Raw genomic sequence first — 17,594 nt, forward strand, 5'->3', positions numbered from 1 at the left:
ATCAATGAACTAATGATTGGGCTAAGCTTAATGCTTGGCCCTTTTTTTTAACCACCTCATCAAGCTACCAATTAGAGGTAGTTTTTCGTAGAGTTCTTCTGCGGCATCCCAGTAATCTCTGTGCTCAATAATTAAGTCTTGCTGATCAAAGGTAAACCAAGTACAACCTTTAATGATTTCTGACTGATTGGGCGAAGACTTAAATTGAAATTCAAACTCCCAAGTGAGTGATGCATGATGGCCATCTTCCAAAACGCTTTTGATGACAAATCTTGGGTTATTAACCTGATTAAACATATGTAGAAATATGTGTTTTATTGCGTTATGCCCGCTAACTTCATTGAATGGATCTTTGAAGAGTGCATCGTTGGCGTATAGATTGGTTAATTGATTGATGGATTCAGGGCTTAGTGACTCAAATTGAGCAATTACATTTTGGATACGCAAGCTAGTCATTTATATTCTTATGAATTTTTTTAGCAAATAAAAATAAATTGAATACGGCAAAATTCTCAGGAATTTAAGAAATAACGAAAACCTTTTTGGAAAGTGAATGTCAAATTTACCCGCTTGAATTCCATCAAGAATATATTCAGAGGCTTTTTCTGGTGTGATTAAAGCTGGCATATGAAAATCATTATTGGCTGTAGCATCAGTAGCTACAAAGCCAGGATTGATCATATAGACAGATATACCTTTTGGTTTTAAGTCGTAATAGAGGTTTTCGCAGAAATTAATCATGGCTGCCTTACTGGGGCCATAGGCAAGTGCTTTTGGTAACCCACTGTAACCAGCCACGCTGCTAACTATAGCAATCCCGCCTGATTGATTGGCTATAAAGTCAGGGAGCACCACCTCACATGCTGACATAGGCCCCAAAACATTTAGGTCGATGATATTTTTTGCCTTAGATAAATCAAAATTATCAGCTCGCATAGGTTCATAGATGCCAGAAACAAAAACCATTAAATCCAAACCGCCCCATTTAGCATTAATAGTTTTATAGGCATTAGTTAGCTCAGAATGATTACGCGCGTCCAGCGTTAAGGCTAAAACTTGATCTTTCGGATAGGCATCATTAATGTCTTGTATGAGATCTGCTCTGCGAGCACTGATGGCGACCTTTGCGCCGTGACTTAAGAAGTCTTTTGTGCAAGCAAGGCCAATACCACTTGATGCGCCGATAACCCAAATGCGCTTGTTATAAAAGCTAATAACGGGCTTATTTAATGGCATTGTTTGCTGGCTTAGATAAGGTGAACTGAACTACATCAGTACTTTTTTCTGCAAATCCAGCTGCACAATACATTAAATATAAGTTCCAAAGACGTATAAATTTTTCATCAAAGCCTTGTTGTTTAATTTCTTGCAAGTGATGATTAAATTTTTGATGCCATAAACAAAGTGTTTTTTGATAATCTTGCCCAAACTGATAAACATCTTCAACAATCAATCCTTTGCTTTGTGCCGCCTCTTTAAATTTTGTGATTGAGGGCAGCATACCGCCAGGGAAAACATATTGTTGAATAAAGTCTGAGCTTCTGCGATATTTATCGAACAGATTATCTGCAATAACAATGGTTTGTATACAAGCCTTTTTACCAGGCTTGAGACATCTTTGAATCATCTCAAAATATGTGGCCCAATATTTCTCGCCAACTGCCTCAAACATTTCAATCGAGGCAATACCATCATATTGCTTTTCATGGTCACGATAGTCTTGAATCAGAATGTTTACATCGCCAGAAGTATTTGATTTGATGCGTTCTGCGCGGTTTTGCGCGTAAGTTGCCTGCTCTTTAGAAATAGTCAGACAATCAATGTGGAGACCTTTCTTAGATGCAGCTTCCATCAATCCACCCCAGCCGCAACCTACTTCAAGAATATTGTCGCCAGACTTAACATTTATTGAATCAATGATGCGTTGGTATTTTGCTTCTTGAGCTTCAATCAGTGATGTGTCTTGATCCTTAAAGCATGCGCTCGAGTAAGTCATGCCAGGGTCCAGCCACAAGGAATAAAAGGCATTGCCAATATCGTAGTGGGCATGAATATTCTTTTTGCTACCAGCTTTTGAATTCTTGTTGAGCCAATGTTTGATGCGGTAGCCCAACCTGCCCCACCAACTGCCGTAAATTGCTTTTTCAATTACTTGTCGGTTGACAAGGAATAATCTCAGTAGTGATTGGACATCAGTTGAGTCCCATAGACCATCAATATATGTTTCTGCTAAGCCAATATCGCCAGATTTTAAGCAGGCCTTGCAAACTGCCCAATCATGAATTTGGATGCTTGCCTCAATCCCTGACTGTGAGCCTCTAAATATAAATTTTTCACCATCTGGGCTAACAAGAGTTAATTGCCCTACCCGAATTTTTTCCAATAACGACAAAATGGTTCTTGCGTGCCAAGGAAGCGTTGCCGATACATTTGAAACAGCATGAATATTTGAGGTCATTTGCTAACTTCCACAGATGGTGGTTCTGGCTTGGAATGAAATTGCACCCCTTTTAGCCATAAACGTAATGCTTGCCAATGTATTCGTGCAATAACACCAATACTCATTGCGGGATATCTGATGGCGGACCAGATTAAATTTTTAATACTGATATTGTGCTCAACACCATTAACACTAGTAATGAGTAGCGGCCCTTGATCATGGTACTCAATACGTGCAACGTGCTGTTTGGGCGAATTTTTTGAAAAAAACCTAAAAACGTAATGGCCTTTTACTTCGCAAAATGGCGAAACATGAAAAACTTTATTGGATACATGGCTTTCACCCCACTCAATATTTTTACTATCTGGGTGGGCTAGCAAATAACAATGTCTCTCGCCAAAAGTATTATTTACCTCTGCCAAAATTGCTTTGGTCTGACCTATTGCATTTTCAAAAAACCAAAAGCTAACTGGGTTAAAAACATAGCCCAGTACACGAGGGAATGTTTGTAACCAAACTTCACCATCAATATCTGTAATACCTTGGTTCTTAACTAAGCTAGTTGCCCACTCAAGAGAGTTATCTCTACCATCACCATGATCTCTATCGTAAAAAGATAGCCATGAAAATTGATTGTCACCTAAACCAAATTGACCTATGCCAACAGGGCTATACATTCTTTTACGCATGGGGATGCGCAAAGTAAAAACTGAATATGCAAAAGAGTTCTTGGCCGGCTTTAAGCGTGCATGTCTAACCTGACCGAAGCAAATCTTTGCAATGCTCATGCAAGTGCCGATGTGTGGTGATGTAAGTGGAGTAGTTCGTGAATTGCTTCAGCAACCAACTCCCCTGAGCGTAAACCGTCCTCATGAAAACCATAACCTGTCCAAGCTCCGCAAAACCAAGTATTTTTCGTGCCCTGAATGAGTGGCAAATTAGATTGCGCATTGATTGCTGCTTGATCGAATATGGGGTGAGCATATTCAATATCGGCCCTGATGGTCTCTGATGCAGGTTCCGTTACCGGGTTAAGGCTAACAATGATTGGTTGATTGTTCCAAGCCCCGGGCAATGGCTGAAGTTTATTAATTAAATAGTTCACGCAAACGCGTTGATTTTGTGTCTTTGTTGAGGCATCAGTGGTGTAATTCCAGGCAGCCCAGCATCTTTTTTCGCTTGGTAATACAGATGCATCTGTATGCAATACAGCGCGATTTTTTTGGTAGTTAATCGAGCTAAGGATTGAGTGTTCATCGTTGCTTGGGTCGGCAAGCATTTGTAGTGTCTCATCACTATGCGTTGCCATCACAACATGGTCATAAATCTCAGATGACTGGCTAGTGAAAACTTGAACTTGATTGTTCAGTCTTTTAATTGAATCAACTTTTAGTCTTTTAAAATTACCACCAGAAATTTTTATTTTTTCACAAATTCTTTTGACATATTCTCTTGATCCGCCTGAAACAGTGAGCCATTGAGGTCTGTCAGTAATTTTTATCAAACCGTGATTGTGACAAAAGCGAATCATAGTGGAAATAGGAAATTCCAGCATTTGCTCAACAGGGCAAGACCAGATGGCACCTACCATTGGTAAAAAATACCAATCTTGAAATTGTTGGCTGAACCCATGCTTTTTAATGAATTCGCCAACAGTTAAATTAAGTTGATCCAGTTTTTTATCTAAAGCTAGCTTTGTGCATAGGCTATTAAACCTAATGATGTCTTTCACCATTACTAGAAAGCTAAAGTTAAATAGGTTCTCTCTTTGCGCAAATAGCGAATTTAAATCTGTGCCAGCCCATTCCAGATTTTGTCCATCCGGGTTGGGGATGGATACAGAAAATGACATATCTGATTTTGCTATGGGGGCATCAATTTCATGAAAGAGCCTTAGAAGTCTTGGGTAAGTTCTTTGGTTAAAAACTAGAAAACCTGTATCAATGCCATGCGTGACTGGGCCAATGCCAGTATCTAAAGTTAAATCAACAGTATTACTGTGGCCGCCAATATGGTCGCCACCCTCATATATTGTTAATTCAACATTTGGTAATTTGCTAAGAGCGTATGCGCACCCTAAACCAGATATGCCTGCACCTACAACGGCGATTTTCATGTTGATTCACTTTGCGCTAAATAGAAGAAAACCACAAGACGCCTGTGAGCAATAAAAAGGGAGGGAGAGAAATGGTGCTCAGCAGGTTTCATGTCTTGTGGTTTAAAAGGGTTAGTGTCTATTTCTCTTATCGTTACTTAGCCACGCATAAGCTGAGTGGTTATGTATAGATTCAAAATTTTCTGATGACACTTCGTATGCGATGACTTTGCGTTCTTGCTCTAAAGCCACAGCGATATCTCTGACTAGGTCTTCAACAAACTTAGGATTGTCGTATGCTCGCTCTGTGACGTATTTCTCATCTGGGCGCTTCAATAATCCCCATAATTCGCAAGATGCTGCTTGTTCAGCAATTTTGATTAAATCTTCTGCAGCCATATCCTCAGTTAACTCTGCGGCTATAACTATGTGTGAGCGCTGATTATGTGCGCCGTATTCAGAAATCTTCTTAGAGCAAGGGCACAAGCTAGTCACTGGCACTTGCACTTGCAAGGTGTATTTCAAGCCGCCATCTTTAAAGGCAGCTTTAATGTGAAGGTCATAATCCAAAAGACTTTCAACGCCAGATACTGGAGCCACCTTTTTTAAAAAAAGTGGCATTTTCAAATCTAAATGCCCCTCTTCCGCCTCAAGCCTATTGAGCATGTTCACCATCATTGTTTTGACGCTGGCAAGATTAAGAGGTTCATGGTGATTTTGTAGAACTTCCAAAAATCTAGACATGTGAGTACCTTTAACATTGCTGGGCAACATCACAGTCATATCAATCATTGCAACACTGGGTTGTGTGCCAGTCTGCGTTTGCAGAGTTACTGGATGGCGTACCGATTTAATGCCCACCTTTTGAATAACAATGTTGCGTTCATCAAGACTTGCCTGAACGTCCGGTAGAAAAATGTTCTCTGGTGCATTCATGATTATTTTTCCTGAAGTAACTTTTCGATTTGAGCAGTCATTGTTTTGCTGCTAGGTGAGGTCATGCTGCTGTATGCCTCAACCACATTGCCTTGACGATCTATTAAGTACTTATAAAAATTCCAGCGTGGCTTGGTGTTTGTTTTTTCAATTAATAATTTAAATAGAGGGTTGGCGTCGTTACCACTCACAGATGTTTTGGCAAACATTGGGAATTTCACCCCATAAGTGTTGTGGCAAAACTCAGCGATTTCCTTGTTAGATCCTGGTTCTTGCTTACCAAAATCGTTAGACGGGAACCCTAGCACTACAAAACCTTTGTCTTTGTATTGTGCAAAGAGCTTTTCAAGTCCGTCGTATTGACCAGTAAATCCACAGTAACTTGCTGTGTTAACGACCAAGATTACTTTCCCTTGGTATTGGCATAGGTTTTGAGGAGCTTCGTCCTGAAGTCTTGGGAAGGTGAACGAAAGTGACGCTGGACAACTCATAGCTCGAGCCTCCTTGGGCCAAGAAAACCACATTAAACCTATCAAAATCAACGCGATAAAGTTAATTTTGTAAAAGAAATTCCCCAGGTCTGTGGCCTGTTGCGGGATAAACGGTCTTTTTTTAAAATCGACCAACATTGGGTTTGTCTCCTCGACCCGTATTATTTTTTTGTTTAAAGACCCTTAGACAAGAATGGTTTTTGTCTAGGACGAAAAACATATATGACTCGATATTACATAAAAAATAAAAAAAATGCAAATAATGTCTAGGACAGTGTAGAATTTGCTTGTCGATCCAGGTATTAACCTGGCGGCTAATCGTGAGTATTCACATATGAATGTTAGATTTACTAATTTGCCAGACATGCTCAGCATCGCCGCAGTAGAGCGTGACACTGGTATCGCCAAAGACACCCTTAGGGTTTGGGAGAGACGCTATGGCTTCCCTAATCCACTTAGGGATAGCAATGATGATCGGGTCTATCCTGCTGATCAAATTGAAAAGTTACGTCTTTTAAAGCGTTTATTGGATCTAGGTCATCGCCCAGGAAGAGTTGTTCCTTTACCAATAGAAGCTTTAAAAGAATTAAGTGCCAAGTCATTGCAAGCAGAGCCTACTCAAAGCGTGGGTATGGTGATTTCTCAGCAAGAAATGGATCGCTATTTAGATTTACTGAGATCGCATCAAACTGAAGCTTTGCGTCTAGCCTTATCAACTACTCTCATGAAAATCGGTTTAGATCGTTTTGTGATTGAAGTGGTTTCGCCCCTCATTAAAAATATTGGTGATTACTGGGCAGACGGCAAATTAGAGATCCATGAAGAGCATCTCTTTACTGAACAAATCAAACATCTATTAAGAACAGCAATTAATTCGGTGCCACGAGGTCATACGGGTCAAAGTGAAGATTTGGCTAGACCAAGAATTTTGTTAACGACATTCCCGCAAGAGCATCACAGTTTGGGCTTGTTAATGGCTGAAGCTCTGATGGCATTAGAAGGTTGTGTATGTGTTTCTTTAGGAACACAAACACCAATTCTAGAAATCGCTCAAGCAGCACGTGCACAAAAAGCTGATGTGATTGCGTTGTCATTTTCATCACAGATGAACCAAAATCAGGTAGTGGATGGCTTAAATGAGCTTAAGTCAAAACTAGCGCCAGGTATTGAGTTATGGGTTGGTGGTGAAAATCAAGCCCTACGTAAACGTGCTCCAGAGGGAATCAAGGTAATTAATGCATTAAATGACATCTCATTTAATGTAAAAGATTGGCGATCCAAGCGTTCGGATATCTAACAAGTTGAAAAAGCTTGTATTAGTTTTAGGAGATCAATTAAAGGCCGATAGTTCGGCCTTTAATAATTTCAGCCCAGAAAATGATCATGTGATCATGATTGAGTCTGTCTGTGAGGCGAATTATGTGTGGTCTCACCAAGCAAAGATCGCATTATTTTTGTCAGCCATGAGGCACTTTGCTAAAGACTTAAAAAGTAAGAAATATCCCCTCACTTATATAGCGAAATCAAAACAACCGATTGTTGCAGAGCTAAAGCAACATATACAAAAAAATCAATTTACCCATTTAATATGCGTCGAGCCAGGCGAGTTAAGGCTCAAGGCCGATCTAGAGAGTCTGGCGCATGAATTAAACATTCATCTGGATTTAAGGCAAGACAACCACTTTTACTGTGAGGTAGATGAATTTAAAAAGTGGGCAGGAGATAAAAAAGAATTAAGGCTTGAATATTTCTATCGGTATATGCGTAAGAAGCATCAAGTCATGATGCAGGCGAACGATGAGCCCGAAGGTGGCCAGTGGAATTTTGATGATCAAAATCGAGGTGCATATTCAAAAAAAGGTCCAGGTTTAATCATTGATCCATTATGGTTTGAGCCAGATGACATAACCAAAGAGGTGATTGCTGAAGTAAAAGAACAGTACAGCAATCATCCTGGGCAACTTGAAAACTTTGGCTGGCCTGTTACTAGAGATCAAGCATTAAAAGCCATGGAGCATTTCATGGAGCATCGCCTGCCATCTTTTGGACAGTATCAAGATGCTATGTGGACCAATACGCCATTTGGTTGGCATTCGATATTGTCGGCATCTTTGAATTTGAAGTTGATTGATCCAAAAGAAGTGGTAGATGCAGCCATTAAGGTTTGGAAACAAAAAAATATTTCAATTAATGCCGTGGAAGGATTTGTTCGTCAAATACTTGGGTGGAGAGAGTTTGTTCGAGGCATGTATTACCTAGATATGCCAAAAATGGCAAAAGCGAATTTCTATGATCATCAAAGAAGCTTGCCTAAGTGGTATTGGAGTGGCGAAACTAAAATGGCATGCATGCAAGATGCAATTAATCAAACCATGAAGTTTGGTTATGCACACCACATACAGCGTTTGATGGTTACAGGTAACTTTGCTTTGTTGGCTGAAATATTGCCTAAAGACGTATGTGCTTGGTATTTGGCTGTGTATGTCGATGCAATTGAGTGGGTAGAGTTGCCAAATACTTCAGGAATGGCATTGTTTGCAAATGGACCTAGGTTTACTAGCAAGCCATACATTGCAAGTGGAGCCTACATTAAGCGTATGAGTAATTATTGCGATAGTTGTGCGTATAAGCCAAGTGAGCGATATGGTGAAAACGCATGCCCAATGACTAGCCTGTATTGGAACTTTTTAATCAAGCACAAAGCTGAGCTAGAGAAAAATCCAAGAACTCGATTAATGAGGGCAAATCTCAACAAAATTGATGTGGCTGAGCAGCATAAGATAGAACAACATGCTCAATATTTATTAAATAATTTAGAAAATATCTAGTCGGTTGTAAGATGTTACCTATGACATCATTAGACTTGAATAATTTACCTTTGCCCGCATTTGAGAAGAAAATTTGCTCCGCAGAAGATTTACAGAGCAAGCTTAGCCAATTGCCAAAACCAATTGTTTTTACAAACGGTGTTTTTGATATTTTGCACAGGGGGCACGTGAGTTATCTTGCTCAAGCTAGAAGCTTGGGTGCGAGCATGGTTGTAGGTGTAAATGCAGATAGCTCTGTCAAATTGTTGGGCAAGGGAGATGATCGCCCCTTAAATCAACAAGCAGACAGAATGGCTCTCTTGGCTGCACTTGATTCTGTTGATCTAGTTGTGCTATTTGGTGAAAAAACACCAGTAGAGCTAATCGCTAAGGTAAAACCTGATATCTACGTCAAGGGTGGCGACTATCAAATTGATGATTTGGCTGAGACTGCTTTAGTTAAAACTTGGGGCGGCAAGGCATATGCCATTCCATTTATTCATGATCGATCAACAACAGCTTTACTTAACAAGATTAGATCTTGAGCTGGCGGGGCCTAATAACTTAATTTGATTGGCATCACTTGGTGCTACATATTCTTGATAAGCAGTTTCTAGCCACGATGCTATTAATTGTTGTGTTGATAATGGCGCAAGCATCATCAGTAGGCCTAAGATGCTAGCAATACTGATCGTAATAATTAAGCTTACTTTGAGTTTCATATTCAAGATGCATTATTTATTAGGTACCAAGCCAAAAGTCCTTTAAGTACTAATTGAGGCTCCGTCACAAGAATATTTTGGTTGTCTAGGTGGTGGCTAATAAGGTTTGCATTCCCGCCACTTAGAACAGTTAAATCCAACTGAATATTATTATGTTTCGCATATTGTTCAGCGATAGATATGGCTCCTGCCTGCGAGGCAAAAATACCATGGTGAATACCTTCTTCGGTGCTGAGCGCAGGCTCAATCTTAGATAAAGACCTAATTTTTTCAAAAATGTTTGGTAAGTTGGCGGTGTTGCTAGAAAGCATTTCTGCCATCAGTGTGATGCCTGGAAGAATCCATCCGCCTAGGTGCTCTTGATTTGCAAGTAGATCGATAGTTGTTGCTGTACCAGTACCAATAACCAAGATATTTTTGCCACTAAATAGTTGTTGTGCGCCTAAGAGCATGGCTCTTCTGTCAGCCCCCAATTGCTCTGGGTTTTTATATTTCGTAGGCAATTGATTGAGTGCAGAGGTGCCAGTAATTTGATGCCAATGTGCTGATGGCATCAAGTGTTGACAAATGTTTTTGAGCTCTAGGGTCTTTTCTTTGCTAATAACGCTTGAGCAAATGATGTGGGTAATTTCCGCTGAGTTGGGTACGCTTGAGAGATCCTCAGAACTTAAGTTGTTAAAAACATCAGAAGTTTTAAAGCCGACATTAATCTCACTGGAAGCCCCAGAGGAGATAGCCCATTTGATACGAGTATTTCCGGCATCAATTAACAAAATGCTCATGAAGATTTCCTCAAAGATACATCGCCGCTAATCACTCGTTCAACGCCATTGGCGGTTTCAATGAGTAGGTGGCCGGCATCATCAACACCACGTTCAATTCCTTCGATGGAAATTTTATCTTGTTGAGAAATTTGACACACCTGATTTTTAAAAATATCCCATTCATTCCATTCGCTCTGAAAAGCTTTGAATGAACTCTTCTCGAAAGTTTCAAGAATGTTGCCAAGTTCTTTAATGATTGAGAGCCACAATACATCAGCATCAATTTTTGATGCATTAGTTATTTGACTGGTGCTTGCCATTGATCTACCAATATTCTGTTCAATTGTTAAATCTGTTATTAAATTTATGCCAATGCCAATTACAAGCCAAGTAGGTTGAGTTGTATTAATTTGGCCGCCTTCAATTAGCATGCCACCCAATTTGGCCTCACCTAAAAAGATATCGTTAGGCCATTTGAGACCTAGCCCCAATTCTTTTAGAGATTCTTCTGCAATGCCTGTGCCTTCACTAATGCCTTTAATAACACCAAGCCCACAGGCAAGGCTTAACCCCGACAACTCTGCAATAGGTTTTTTGAATGGGTAAGCAACGGAAAAAGTAAGCGCTTGGTTGGCGTGACTTACCCATGATCTACCCATTCTGCCGCGTCCTGCAGACTGTTTGGCGGCTACTCTAGCAACGGGTTCCCAGAGTGCGCCATCTCTCCAACGAGACATTAGGTCTTCGTTGGTTGAGGCACTTTCTTCGACGCGCTCTAAGATCCAATTAATAGTCATATCTGTATTGTAGGTACTATGTGCATATGTCAGACAATTTTCAAAGACCACAACGCTTAAATTGGCCAGATTTACCGATGCCCACCGCCAGAATGATTGGGTTAGGGTATGTCTTGCTAATTATCTATGCGAGTATTTATCCGTATAACTTTAATGTGAGTGTTGGAGCGGGTATATTGGATTGGGTCACCGCACCAATACCTAAATACATCACATCGTTTGATGTATTTACAAATATTTTGGGTTACGTCCCTTTAGGCTTTTTTACGGTATTTGCTGTTTATCCAAGGTTAAAGCTATACAGAGCTCTGATTGTGGCCATGTTGTTGGGCGCACTCTTATCAGGAATTTTAGAGTCGCTACAAACCTGGTTGGGCACTCGCATACCTAGTAATGTTGATTGGTTTGCAAATATTGGTGGCGCTATATTGGGTGCTTTATTAGCAATGCCTCTAGATCCAAAATGGTTGTCTGGCAGTGGCTTTCAGCGTCGTAGGATTGAGTGGTTTGGATTTAGAACTAGTGGAATTCTGTTAGTTTTAGCATTTCCTTGGTCTCAAATTTATCCTCAGCAAGCTTGGTTGGCAATGGGTGATTGGGGTTTTGTTTGGTTGATTCCTGTTATACAAAATACTTCATTTAATTTTGCTGCTATTGAGATGATCACGACCATGCTAGCGTGGCTAGGCGCTGGTTTGTGTATTAGCTTGTCGATGAAGCCAGCTGCGCCAAAGTTGAAAATATTGTTAGCCCTACTGTTAATGACAATCATCTTTAAGGCTTTATTTTCTGGCATGCAGTTTGGCATAGATAAGAGTTTTTCTTGGCTAACACCACCAGCATTTTGGGGGATGATTTTTTCAAGTATCTTGTTAGCTGGATTAATTCAACTCAAGAGATCTTGGCAATACGGGTTAGCGATTTTATCTTTAGGGTTGATGATATTTTTGGTGAATGTATTTCCAAAAAATCCCTACTATTTAGTCACAATCCAAGAGTGGCGTCAGGGGCGCTTGATTCATTTCAACCATTTAATGTCTTGGTTGGCGTGGATTTGGCCTATTGGTGCAGCTTTATCTTTGGTAAAAGGCCTAAAAGCTAGGTCATCTATATAATTTTCAATATGAGCTATTACAAATACCACTTATTTTTTTGTTTAAACAAGCGTGAAAACGGTGACGACTGTTGTGCTGCCCACAATGCGGTTGGCTTGTTTGACTATGCCAAACAGCGTTGCAAGGAGCTATCCTTAAACGGCGCAGGCAAGGTCAGAGTCAACAAAGCAGGCTGCTTAGATAGATGTGCACATGGTCCTGTGATGGTTGTGTATCCAGAGGGTGTTTGGTACACGGCAGTTGATCAAACAGATATTGATGAAATTATTGATAGTCATTTCATTAACGGAAAAGTAGTAGAACGTTTAAAAATTGATTAATCAGTTGATAAGGTACTGAGTGAGTCGCACAATCAAAATTAATTTTCAAGGACCAGTTGGTCTCATTGAGGCATCGCTAGACTTGCCTGATGAAGTGAGGCATGCGCCTGGTAGCTACAGACCTAGAGGAATTGCTTTGGTGGCCCATCCTCATCCTTTGTTGGGTGGCACGATGGATAACAAGGTGGCACAGACATTGGCGCGTACCTTTGCACAACTTGGATATGTCACATTAAGACCTAACTTTAGAGGTGTTGGTGCTACCGAAGGTGTGCATGATGATGGCAAAGGGGAAGCCCAAGATCTTCTTGCTGTAATAGCATGGATGAAAGATCCGTTTAGCTGGCAGGGCATTCAAGAATTAGAAGGGCATGCATGGCCACAGCTTGTCGATGAGCTGCCATTAGCGATGGCAGGTTTTTCATTTGGTAGTTATGTCAGTAGCTATGTGGTTAAAGAGTTAACCGAAAAGAATGAAGCGCCAGAACGATTGATTATGGTTGGATCTGCTACAAGTAAGTGGGATGTCGCACCTGTTCCAAAAGATACGATTGTGATACATGGTGAGGTGGATGACGTTATTCCGTTAACAAGTGTTCTTGATTGGGCTAGACCTCAGGAGCTTACTGTTCAAGTTATTCCTGGTGCAGATCATTTTTTCCATCGTAAGTTGCATTGCATCAGAGATCTGATTGTTCGTGCGTGGCATGGTCAACCAACTCCAGTTAATGAGAGTAAGTGATGGATATTCCAGTCGAAGAATCTCTCATTAAATACCCTTGTCATTTCCCAATTAAGGTAATGGGTAAGGCTGTTGATGGTTATCAAGAAGCAATTGAAAAAGTAGTCTTGAACTTTGATCCTGAGTTTGATGTTGGGACCATTGAGCGTAGACCCTCTAAAAATGGTAACTACTTAGGTTTAACCGTGACAGTTAGAGTAGTTAGTAGAGAGCAGTTAGATGAACTCTATCGCACCTTATCAACACACCCGATGGTTAGTGTTGTCTTATAAATAATGAAAATAATAATTCGGCATTTAGGGGTGCAGGAGTATTTGCCTACTTATGAAGCAATGAAGTCCTTCACGGCATCTCGCACAGAAGAGACCCCGGATGAGATTTGGGTATTACAGCATCCGCCGACATACACCTTGGGGCAGGCTGGAGATCCTGCTCATTTACTAAAGCCTGATACAAATATACCTTTAGTGCCGATTGATCGTGGAGGGCAAATTACCTATCACGGCCCAGGCCAGGTGGTTGTTTATTTGCTTCTTGATTTGCGCCGTCGCCGCTTATTTGTGAGAGACCTAGTTAATCGTATTGAGCAAGCCATTATTGATACTTTGGCTGATTCTGGAGTTGTAGGGATTAGAAAGCCTGGCGCGCCCGGAATTTACCTAGATGAGGGTAGCGATATTCCTCCCGACTTAATTGGCGCAAAAATAGCCGCATTGGGTTTAAAGGTAACTAAACAATGTTGTTATCATGGCTTGGCATTAAATGTGGCAATGGATTTACAGCCATTTGAGGCAATCAACCCTTGTGGTTATGCGGGTTTAAAGACAATTGATCTGCGCACCCTTGGTGTGAGCGACAATATCAATATTGTGGCAAAAAACATATTGAGCCATTTATCTCAACAATTAGAGGTGCGGTCATGACTAAGGCCTACGATCCAAATCAAAAGCAAAAATCTGCAGATAAAACATCACGCATACCTATCAAGATTGTGCCTGTTGAAGAGGTGCTTAAAAAGCCAGATTGGATACGAGTAAAGGCAGCCTCAGGTAATTCTCGTTTTCATGAGATCAAGAAAATATTGCGTGATAACCAGTTAGTCACTGTATGTGAAGAAGCTAGCTGCCCGAATATTGGTGAATGTTTTGGCAAAGGCACGGCTACATTCATGATCATGGGTGATAAATGTACGCGTCGTTGCCCATTTTGCGATGTAGGCCATGGTCGCCCTGATCCCTTAGACGTGGATGAGCCACTTAACTTGGCTAAAACAATTGCAGCATTAAAGTTGTCGTATGTGGTGATAACGAGTGTGGACCGTGATGACTTAAGAGATGGTGGCGCACAACATTTTGTTGATTGCATCACTAAAACTAATGAGTTGTCGCCAGAGACCAGAATTGAAGTTTTAGTTCCTGACTTCCGCGGCCGTTTAGATAAAGCGCTAGATATTTTTGCGAATGGCTTACCTCATGTCATGAACCACAACTTAGAGACTGTGCCTCGCTTGTACAAAGAAGCAAGACCAGGTTCTGATTACATGCATTCATTAAAGTTGTTGAAAGACTTTAAAGAACGTTATCCAGATGTGCCTACCAAGAGTGGCTTGATGGTTGGCTTGGGCGAAACGGATGAAGAAATCCTAGAGGTGATGAAGGATATGCGTGCTCACAATATTGACATGCTAACTATTGGTCAGTATCTGGCGCCATCAGGCCACCATTTGCCTGTGCGCCGTTATGTGCACCCTGATACGTTTGCTATGTTTGAAAAAGAAGCCTATGCGATGGGCTTTACGCATGCTGCAGTAGGTGCGATGGTGCGCTCTAGTTATCACGCAGACCAACAAGCCCACAAAGCGGGCGTTGTTTAATTAAATAACAAGCTATTTGGTAGTTCAGAAATCTTTAGCTGTTCTCAGCTAGAGATTTCTCAATCACTTGATAAAACTCTGACCAGTCAGGTTCTCCAACATAACGTTTGATAATTCTTCCTTGTTTGTTAATTACAAGGGTGGTTGGCGTTAGCTGTATCTTTCCAAAAGACTTTGCTGCACTACCATCAGAATCCATTGCGACGATGAATGGCAGTTTTCTGGTTTCTGCAAAATTAACAACATACATTGGTGGGTCATAAGACATGGCAAGAGCCATGAACTCTAAGCCATTACTTTTGTATTTATCGTAGGTCTCTACAAGTTTAGGCATTTCTTTAACGCAGGTGGTGCAGCTAGTTGCCCAAAAATTGATGATGGTAACTTTGCCCTTGAAGTTATCTTGAGTGATTGTTTTGCCAGAAATTTCAGATACCTTGAATGTTGGCATCACTTGTTGTGTATTGGATGAGCAACCAACCAAGATGCCTGCTACAGACATTAATACAACTAGAAAAAACTGACGAATATTCATAAATACGCTCAAATTCATGGGAGTGGGCATAATCCTATTTTATGCAAATTACACATTCCATGTTGTTCAAATTATTTAGCTCAATACTAATTGGCATATCACTAGTGGCCTGTACGCCATCTTTGGATTGGAGAACGGTTCGTTCTGATGATTTGCTGTATGAAGCCTTGTATCCAGGCAAGCCAAGTCGAGCAGAAAAAACAGTCATGTTTAACAGTCAAAAATTAACCATGACCATGGAAGCATCTCGAGTAAATGCCACACTATTTGCTGTTGGTGTTATTAATATTCCAGCTACTGCAAAAGGCATTGATCTGAAGGTGCTCAAAGATTTTTTACAGAACGGTATGTTGAGTAACCTCAAGACCAATCAAGCTCCAACGCCAAAAACTATCAGCATTAAAACAGCAGGACAACCCAGCTATGACTTGCCAGCACAAGAGTGGGTGATTCAAGGCCTTGGCCCCGATGGGCAGCAACGATTATTAAGATTTAGAGTGGTGCAGCGTAATTTGCCTGATGGCCAGATACAGATTTATCAGCAAAGTATTTTGCAAAGCCTTAAGAACAATCTGGCTGTTGAAAAAATACTGCGATCTGACGAGCACGAGATGTTCTTTACAGGTTTTAAGCCGTATTAACAAAGCCTAAAAAAAGATAAAACAAATATGACTAATCAACCAAATCTACCAATGCGAGGAGTATGGGCATTTAGAGTCTTTGCTTGTTTTGCATTCGGATATTTTTTGTCATATGCGTTTAGATCAGTTAATGCTGTGATTGCTCCTGAGCTCATGCAAGATTTGAGTATCAGCAACTCACAGTTGGGGCTTCTGTCAGCTGCCTATTTCATTGGTTTTTCAACTATGCAAATTCCACTTGGTGTGGCTCTTGATAAATTTGGCGCGCGACGTACTGAGAGTGTTTTATTGCTAATTGCATTAGTAGGTGCAATTACTTTTGCTTACGCAGAAAGCTTACTAGGTTTAACTGTTGGTAGGTTGTTGATTGGTGTTGGGGTCTCTGCTTGCTTGATGGCATCCTTTACGGCCTATCGCAGATGGTTCGCAATCGAGCAGCAAGGACAGTTAGCTTCTGCCATGTTGGTGTTTGGCACTATGGGGGCATTGGTTACAACTGTGCCCGTACAGTTGGCTTTACCTCATATAGGTTGGCGAGGAGTGTTTTGGGTAACTGCTTTGTTAGTAGCCCTGAGTTTTATTGCAATCAGATTTGGTTTGCCAACATTTGATGATCATCCAATATCGAATAATCAAAACTCAAGCGCCGAAGAAAAATCGTTTAGCTTAAAAGATATCCTGAAGCATTCATTCTTTATCAGAATGTTGCCAATCGGCATTGTTAACCATGGTGGTTTTTTGTCATTACAAACCTTATGGATTGGTCCATGGATGATTCAGGTTTTGGGATATGACCCAGAACAGAGTGCGCAGATACTATTTTTATTTAATGGTGTGATGTTGCTTGGTTATGCATTCAATGCATGGTTCATTCCAAGGGCAAATAGCAAAGGGTACAAAACACTTAATTACGTCAAGTGGTTGTTAGCAGTTGGATTAGTTGCTCAGTTGTTTGCTATTACATTAACCATTCAATATAGCTGGATACTGTGGATACTCTTAGCTGTGACAGCAACGGGCCATATCTTGGGGCAGAGTACTGTGATTACTGTTTTCCCAACACGTAATGCAGGTATAGCAAGTACCAGCTATAACTTGCTCATCTTTGTTGGGGCATTTATTTTCCAATGGGGTATTGGTTGGGGCATTGATGTATTAACAGCAGCGGGCGCCACTAAACCAGATGCCTTCAGGCAAGTATTCTTTGCATTTTTGATACTGCAAGTGATTTCATATCTTTGGTTCTTGTTTTACCCCAAGCCACTCAAACACCATTTGGCGGGCAGCTAAAACATTACCAAACAAAGCCTAACGAA

At 40.8% G+C, this 17,594-nt stretch carries 22 protein-coding genes; 11 read left to right on the forward strand and 11 right to left on the reverse strand.

The window, feature by feature from the left end:
• Positions 1–27: 27 nt before the first annotated feature.
• The 7 genes from CFR83_RS04990 to CFR83_RS05020 all read right to left on the reverse strand — a co-directional run bounded on the left by CFR83_RS04990 (position 28) and on the right by CFR83_RS05020 (position 5,995).
• A complete protein-coding gene (locus CFR83_RS04990) occupies positions 28–456 on the reverse strand; it encodes a nuclear transport factor 2 family protein (RefSeq protein WP_088812848.1) in 429 nt (142 codons plus the stop codon).
• Complete coding sequence (locus CFR83_RS04995) at positions 457–1,236, reverse strand: SDR family NAD(P)-dependent oxidoreductase (protein ID WP_088812849.1); 780 nt, start codon at positions 1,234–1,236, stop codon at positions 457–459. It lies immediately after the preceding gene.
• Complete coding sequence (locus CFR83_RS05000; RefSeq protein WP_088812850.1) at positions 1,223–2,458, reverse strand: SAM-dependent methyltransferase; 1,236 nt, start codon at positions 2,456–2,458, stop codon at positions 1,223–1,225. The genes CFR83_RS04995 and CFR83_RS05000 overlap by 14 nt, the downstream gene beginning before the upstream one ends.
• Entirely contained in the window at positions 2,455–3,228 is a 774-nt protein-coding gene (locus CFR83_RS05005) for a DUF1365 domain-containing protein (RefSeq protein ID WP_088812851.1), read from the reverse strand. Before CFR83_RS05005 ends, CFR83_RS05000 begins: the two co-directional genes overlap by 4 nt.
• Positions 3,225–4,556 carry an NAD(P)/FAD-dependent oxidoreductase gene (locus CFR83_RS05010; protein ID WP_088812852.1) on the reverse strand — a complete coding sequence of 444 codons (1,332 nt, stop codon included), beginning with the start codon at positions 4,554–4,556 and terminating at the stop codon, positions 3,225–3,227. The genes CFR83_RS05005 and CFR83_RS05010 overlap by 4 nt, the downstream gene beginning before the upstream one ends.
• A 111-nt stretch (positions 4,557–4,667) precedes the next feature.
• A complete protein-coding gene (gene folE2, locus CFR83_RS05015; protein WP_088812853.1) occupies positions 4,668–5,471 on the reverse strand; it encodes a GTP cyclohydrolase FolE2 in 804 nt (267 codons plus the stop codon).
• Positions 5,472–5,473: 2 nt separating this feature from the next.
• Positions 5,474–5,995, reverse strand: coding sequence for a glutathione peroxidase (locus CFR83_RS05020; RefSeq protein WP_423808377.1), 522 nt, complete (start codon positions 5,993–5,995; stop codon positions 5,474–5,476).
• Between the two features lie 250 nt (positions 5,996–6,245).
• Here CFR83_RS05020 and CFR83_RS05025 point away from each other — a divergent pair, with 250 nt between their 5' ends.
• Genes CFR83_RS05025 through rfaE2 form a run of 3 tightly spaced genes read left to right on the forward strand, consistent with a single transcriptional unit; the run spans position 6,246 to position 9,314 of the window.
• Positions 6,246–7,259, forward strand: a complete 1,014-nt coding sequence (locus tag CFR83_RS05025) for a MerR family transcriptional regulator (RefSeq protein ID WP_243383348.1) — start codon at positions 6,246–6,248, stop codon at positions 7,257–7,259.
• 4 nt (positions 7,260–7,263) lie between these two features.
• Entirely contained in the window at positions 7,264–8,790 is a 1,527-nt protein-coding gene (locus CFR83_RS05030) for a cryptochrome/photolyase family protein (protein WP_088812856.1), read from the forward strand.
• A 20-nt stretch (positions 8,791–8,810) separates the two neighbouring features.
• Positions 8,811–9,314, forward strand: a complete 504-nt coding sequence (gene rfaE2, locus CFR83_RS05035; RefSeq protein ID WP_088813206.1) for a D-glycero-beta-D-manno-heptose 1-phosphate adenylyltransferase — start codon at positions 8,811–8,813, stop codon at positions 9,312–9,314.
• On the opposite strand, the gene CFR83_RS05040 is transcribed toward rfaE2, so the two are convergent.
• Genes CFR83_RS05040 through CFR83_RS05050 form a run of 3 tightly spaced genes read right to left on the reverse strand, consistent with a single transcriptional unit; the run spans position 9,291 to position 11,052 of the window.
• A complete protein-coding gene (locus CFR83_RS05040) occupies positions 9,291–9,491 on the reverse strand; it encodes a hypothetical protein (protein WP_088812857.1) in 201 nt (66 codons plus the stop codon). The two genes, rfaE2 and CFR83_RS05040, sit on opposite strands and share 24 nt — an antisense overlap.
• Positions 9,492–9,493: 2 nt before the next feature.
• Complete coding sequence (locus tag CFR83_RS05045) at positions 9,494–10,273, reverse strand: type III pantothenate kinase (protein ID WP_088812858.1); 780 nt, start codon at positions 10,271–10,273, stop codon at positions 9,494–9,496.
• Entirely contained in the window at positions 10,270–11,052 is a 783-nt protein-coding gene (locus tag CFR83_RS05050; protein WP_088812859.1) for a biotin--[acetyl-CoA-carboxylase] ligase, read from the reverse strand. Before CFR83_RS05050 ends, CFR83_RS05045 begins: the two co-directional genes overlap by 4 nt.
• A 26-nt stretch (positions 11,053–11,078) precedes the next feature.
• Here CFR83_RS05050 and CFR83_RS05055 point away from each other — a divergent pair, with 26 nt between their 5' ends.
• Genes CFR83_RS05055 through lipA form a run of 6 tightly spaced genes read left to right on the forward strand, consistent with a single transcriptional unit; the run spans position 11,079 to position 15,102 of the window.
• Positions 11,079–12,167 carry a VanZ family protein gene (locus CFR83_RS05055; protein ID WP_088812860.1) on the forward strand — a complete coding sequence of 363 codons (1,089 nt, stop codon included), beginning with the start codon at positions 11,079–11,081 and terminating at the stop codon, positions 12,165–12,167.
• 8 nt (positions 12,168–12,175) lie between these two features.
• Positions 12,176–12,487, forward strand: coding sequence for a (2Fe-2S) ferredoxin domain-containing protein (locus CFR83_RS05060; RefSeq protein ID WP_088812861.1), 312 nt, complete (start codon positions 12,176–12,178; stop codon positions 12,485–12,487).
• A 31-nt stretch (positions 12,488–12,518) separates the two neighbouring features.
• Complete coding sequence (locus tag CFR83_RS05065; RefSeq protein ID WP_423808378.1) at positions 12,519–13,229, forward strand: alpha/beta hydrolase; 711 nt, start codon at positions 12,519–12,521, stop codon at positions 13,227–13,229.
• Positions 13,229–13,501: an HP0495 family protein gene (locus CFR83_RS05070; RefSeq protein WP_207758552.1), complete on the forward strand. Its 273-nt coding sequence runs from the start codon at positions 13,229–13,231 to the stop codon at positions 13,499–13,501. Before CFR83_RS05065 ends, CFR83_RS05070 begins: the two co-directional genes overlap by 1 nt.
• A gap of 3 nt (positions 13,502–13,504) precedes the next feature.
• Positions 13,505–14,152 (forward strand): lipoyl(octanoyl) transferase LipB, encoded by a 648-nt coding sequence (lipB, locus tag CFR83_RS05075; RefSeq protein ID WP_088812864.1) that lies wholly within the window; start codon positions 13,505–13,507, stop codon positions 14,150–14,152.
• Positions 14,149–15,102: a lipoyl synthase gene (gene lipA, locus CFR83_RS05080; RefSeq protein WP_088812865.1), complete on the forward strand. Its 954-nt coding sequence runs from the start codon at positions 14,149–14,151 to the stop codon at positions 15,100–15,102. Before lipB ends, lipA begins: the two co-directional genes overlap by 4 nt.
• A gap of 34 nt (positions 15,103–15,136) precedes the next feature.
• Here the strand turns inward: lipA and CFR83_RS05085 are convergent, their stop codons facing one another.
• The gene (locus CFR83_RS05085; RefSeq protein WP_243383349.1) at positions 15,137–15,667 is read right to left on the reverse strand and encodes a TlpA family protein disulfide reductase; all 531 of its coding nucleotides are present in this window, start codon (positions 15,665–15,667) and stop codon (positions 15,137–15,139) included.
• A gap of 11 nt (positions 15,668–15,678) precedes the next feature.
• Here CFR83_RS05085 and CFR83_RS05090 point away from each other — a divergent pair, with 11 nt between their 5' ends.
• Together CFR83_RS05090 and CFR83_RS05095 are read left to right on the forward strand one after the other, a co-directional pair.
• The gene (locus CFR83_RS05090) at positions 15,679–16,278 is read left to right on the forward strand and encodes a hypothetical protein (protein WP_133062463.1); all 600 of its coding nucleotides are present in this window, start codon (positions 15,679–15,681) and stop codon (positions 16,276–16,278) included.
• 27 nt (positions 16,279–16,305) lie between these two features.
• A complete protein-coding gene (locus tag CFR83_RS05095) occupies positions 16,306–17,568 on the forward strand; it encodes an MFS transporter (protein ID WP_088812867.1) in 1,263 nt (420 codons plus the stop codon).
• Positions 17,569–17,594 lie beyond the last annotated feature (26 nt).

This window comes from Polynucleobacter victoriensis (assembly GCF_900187875.1).
Lineage (GTDB): Bacteria > Pseudomonadota > Gammaproteobacteria > Burkholderiales > Burkholderiaceae > Polynucleobacter > Polynucleobacter victoriensis.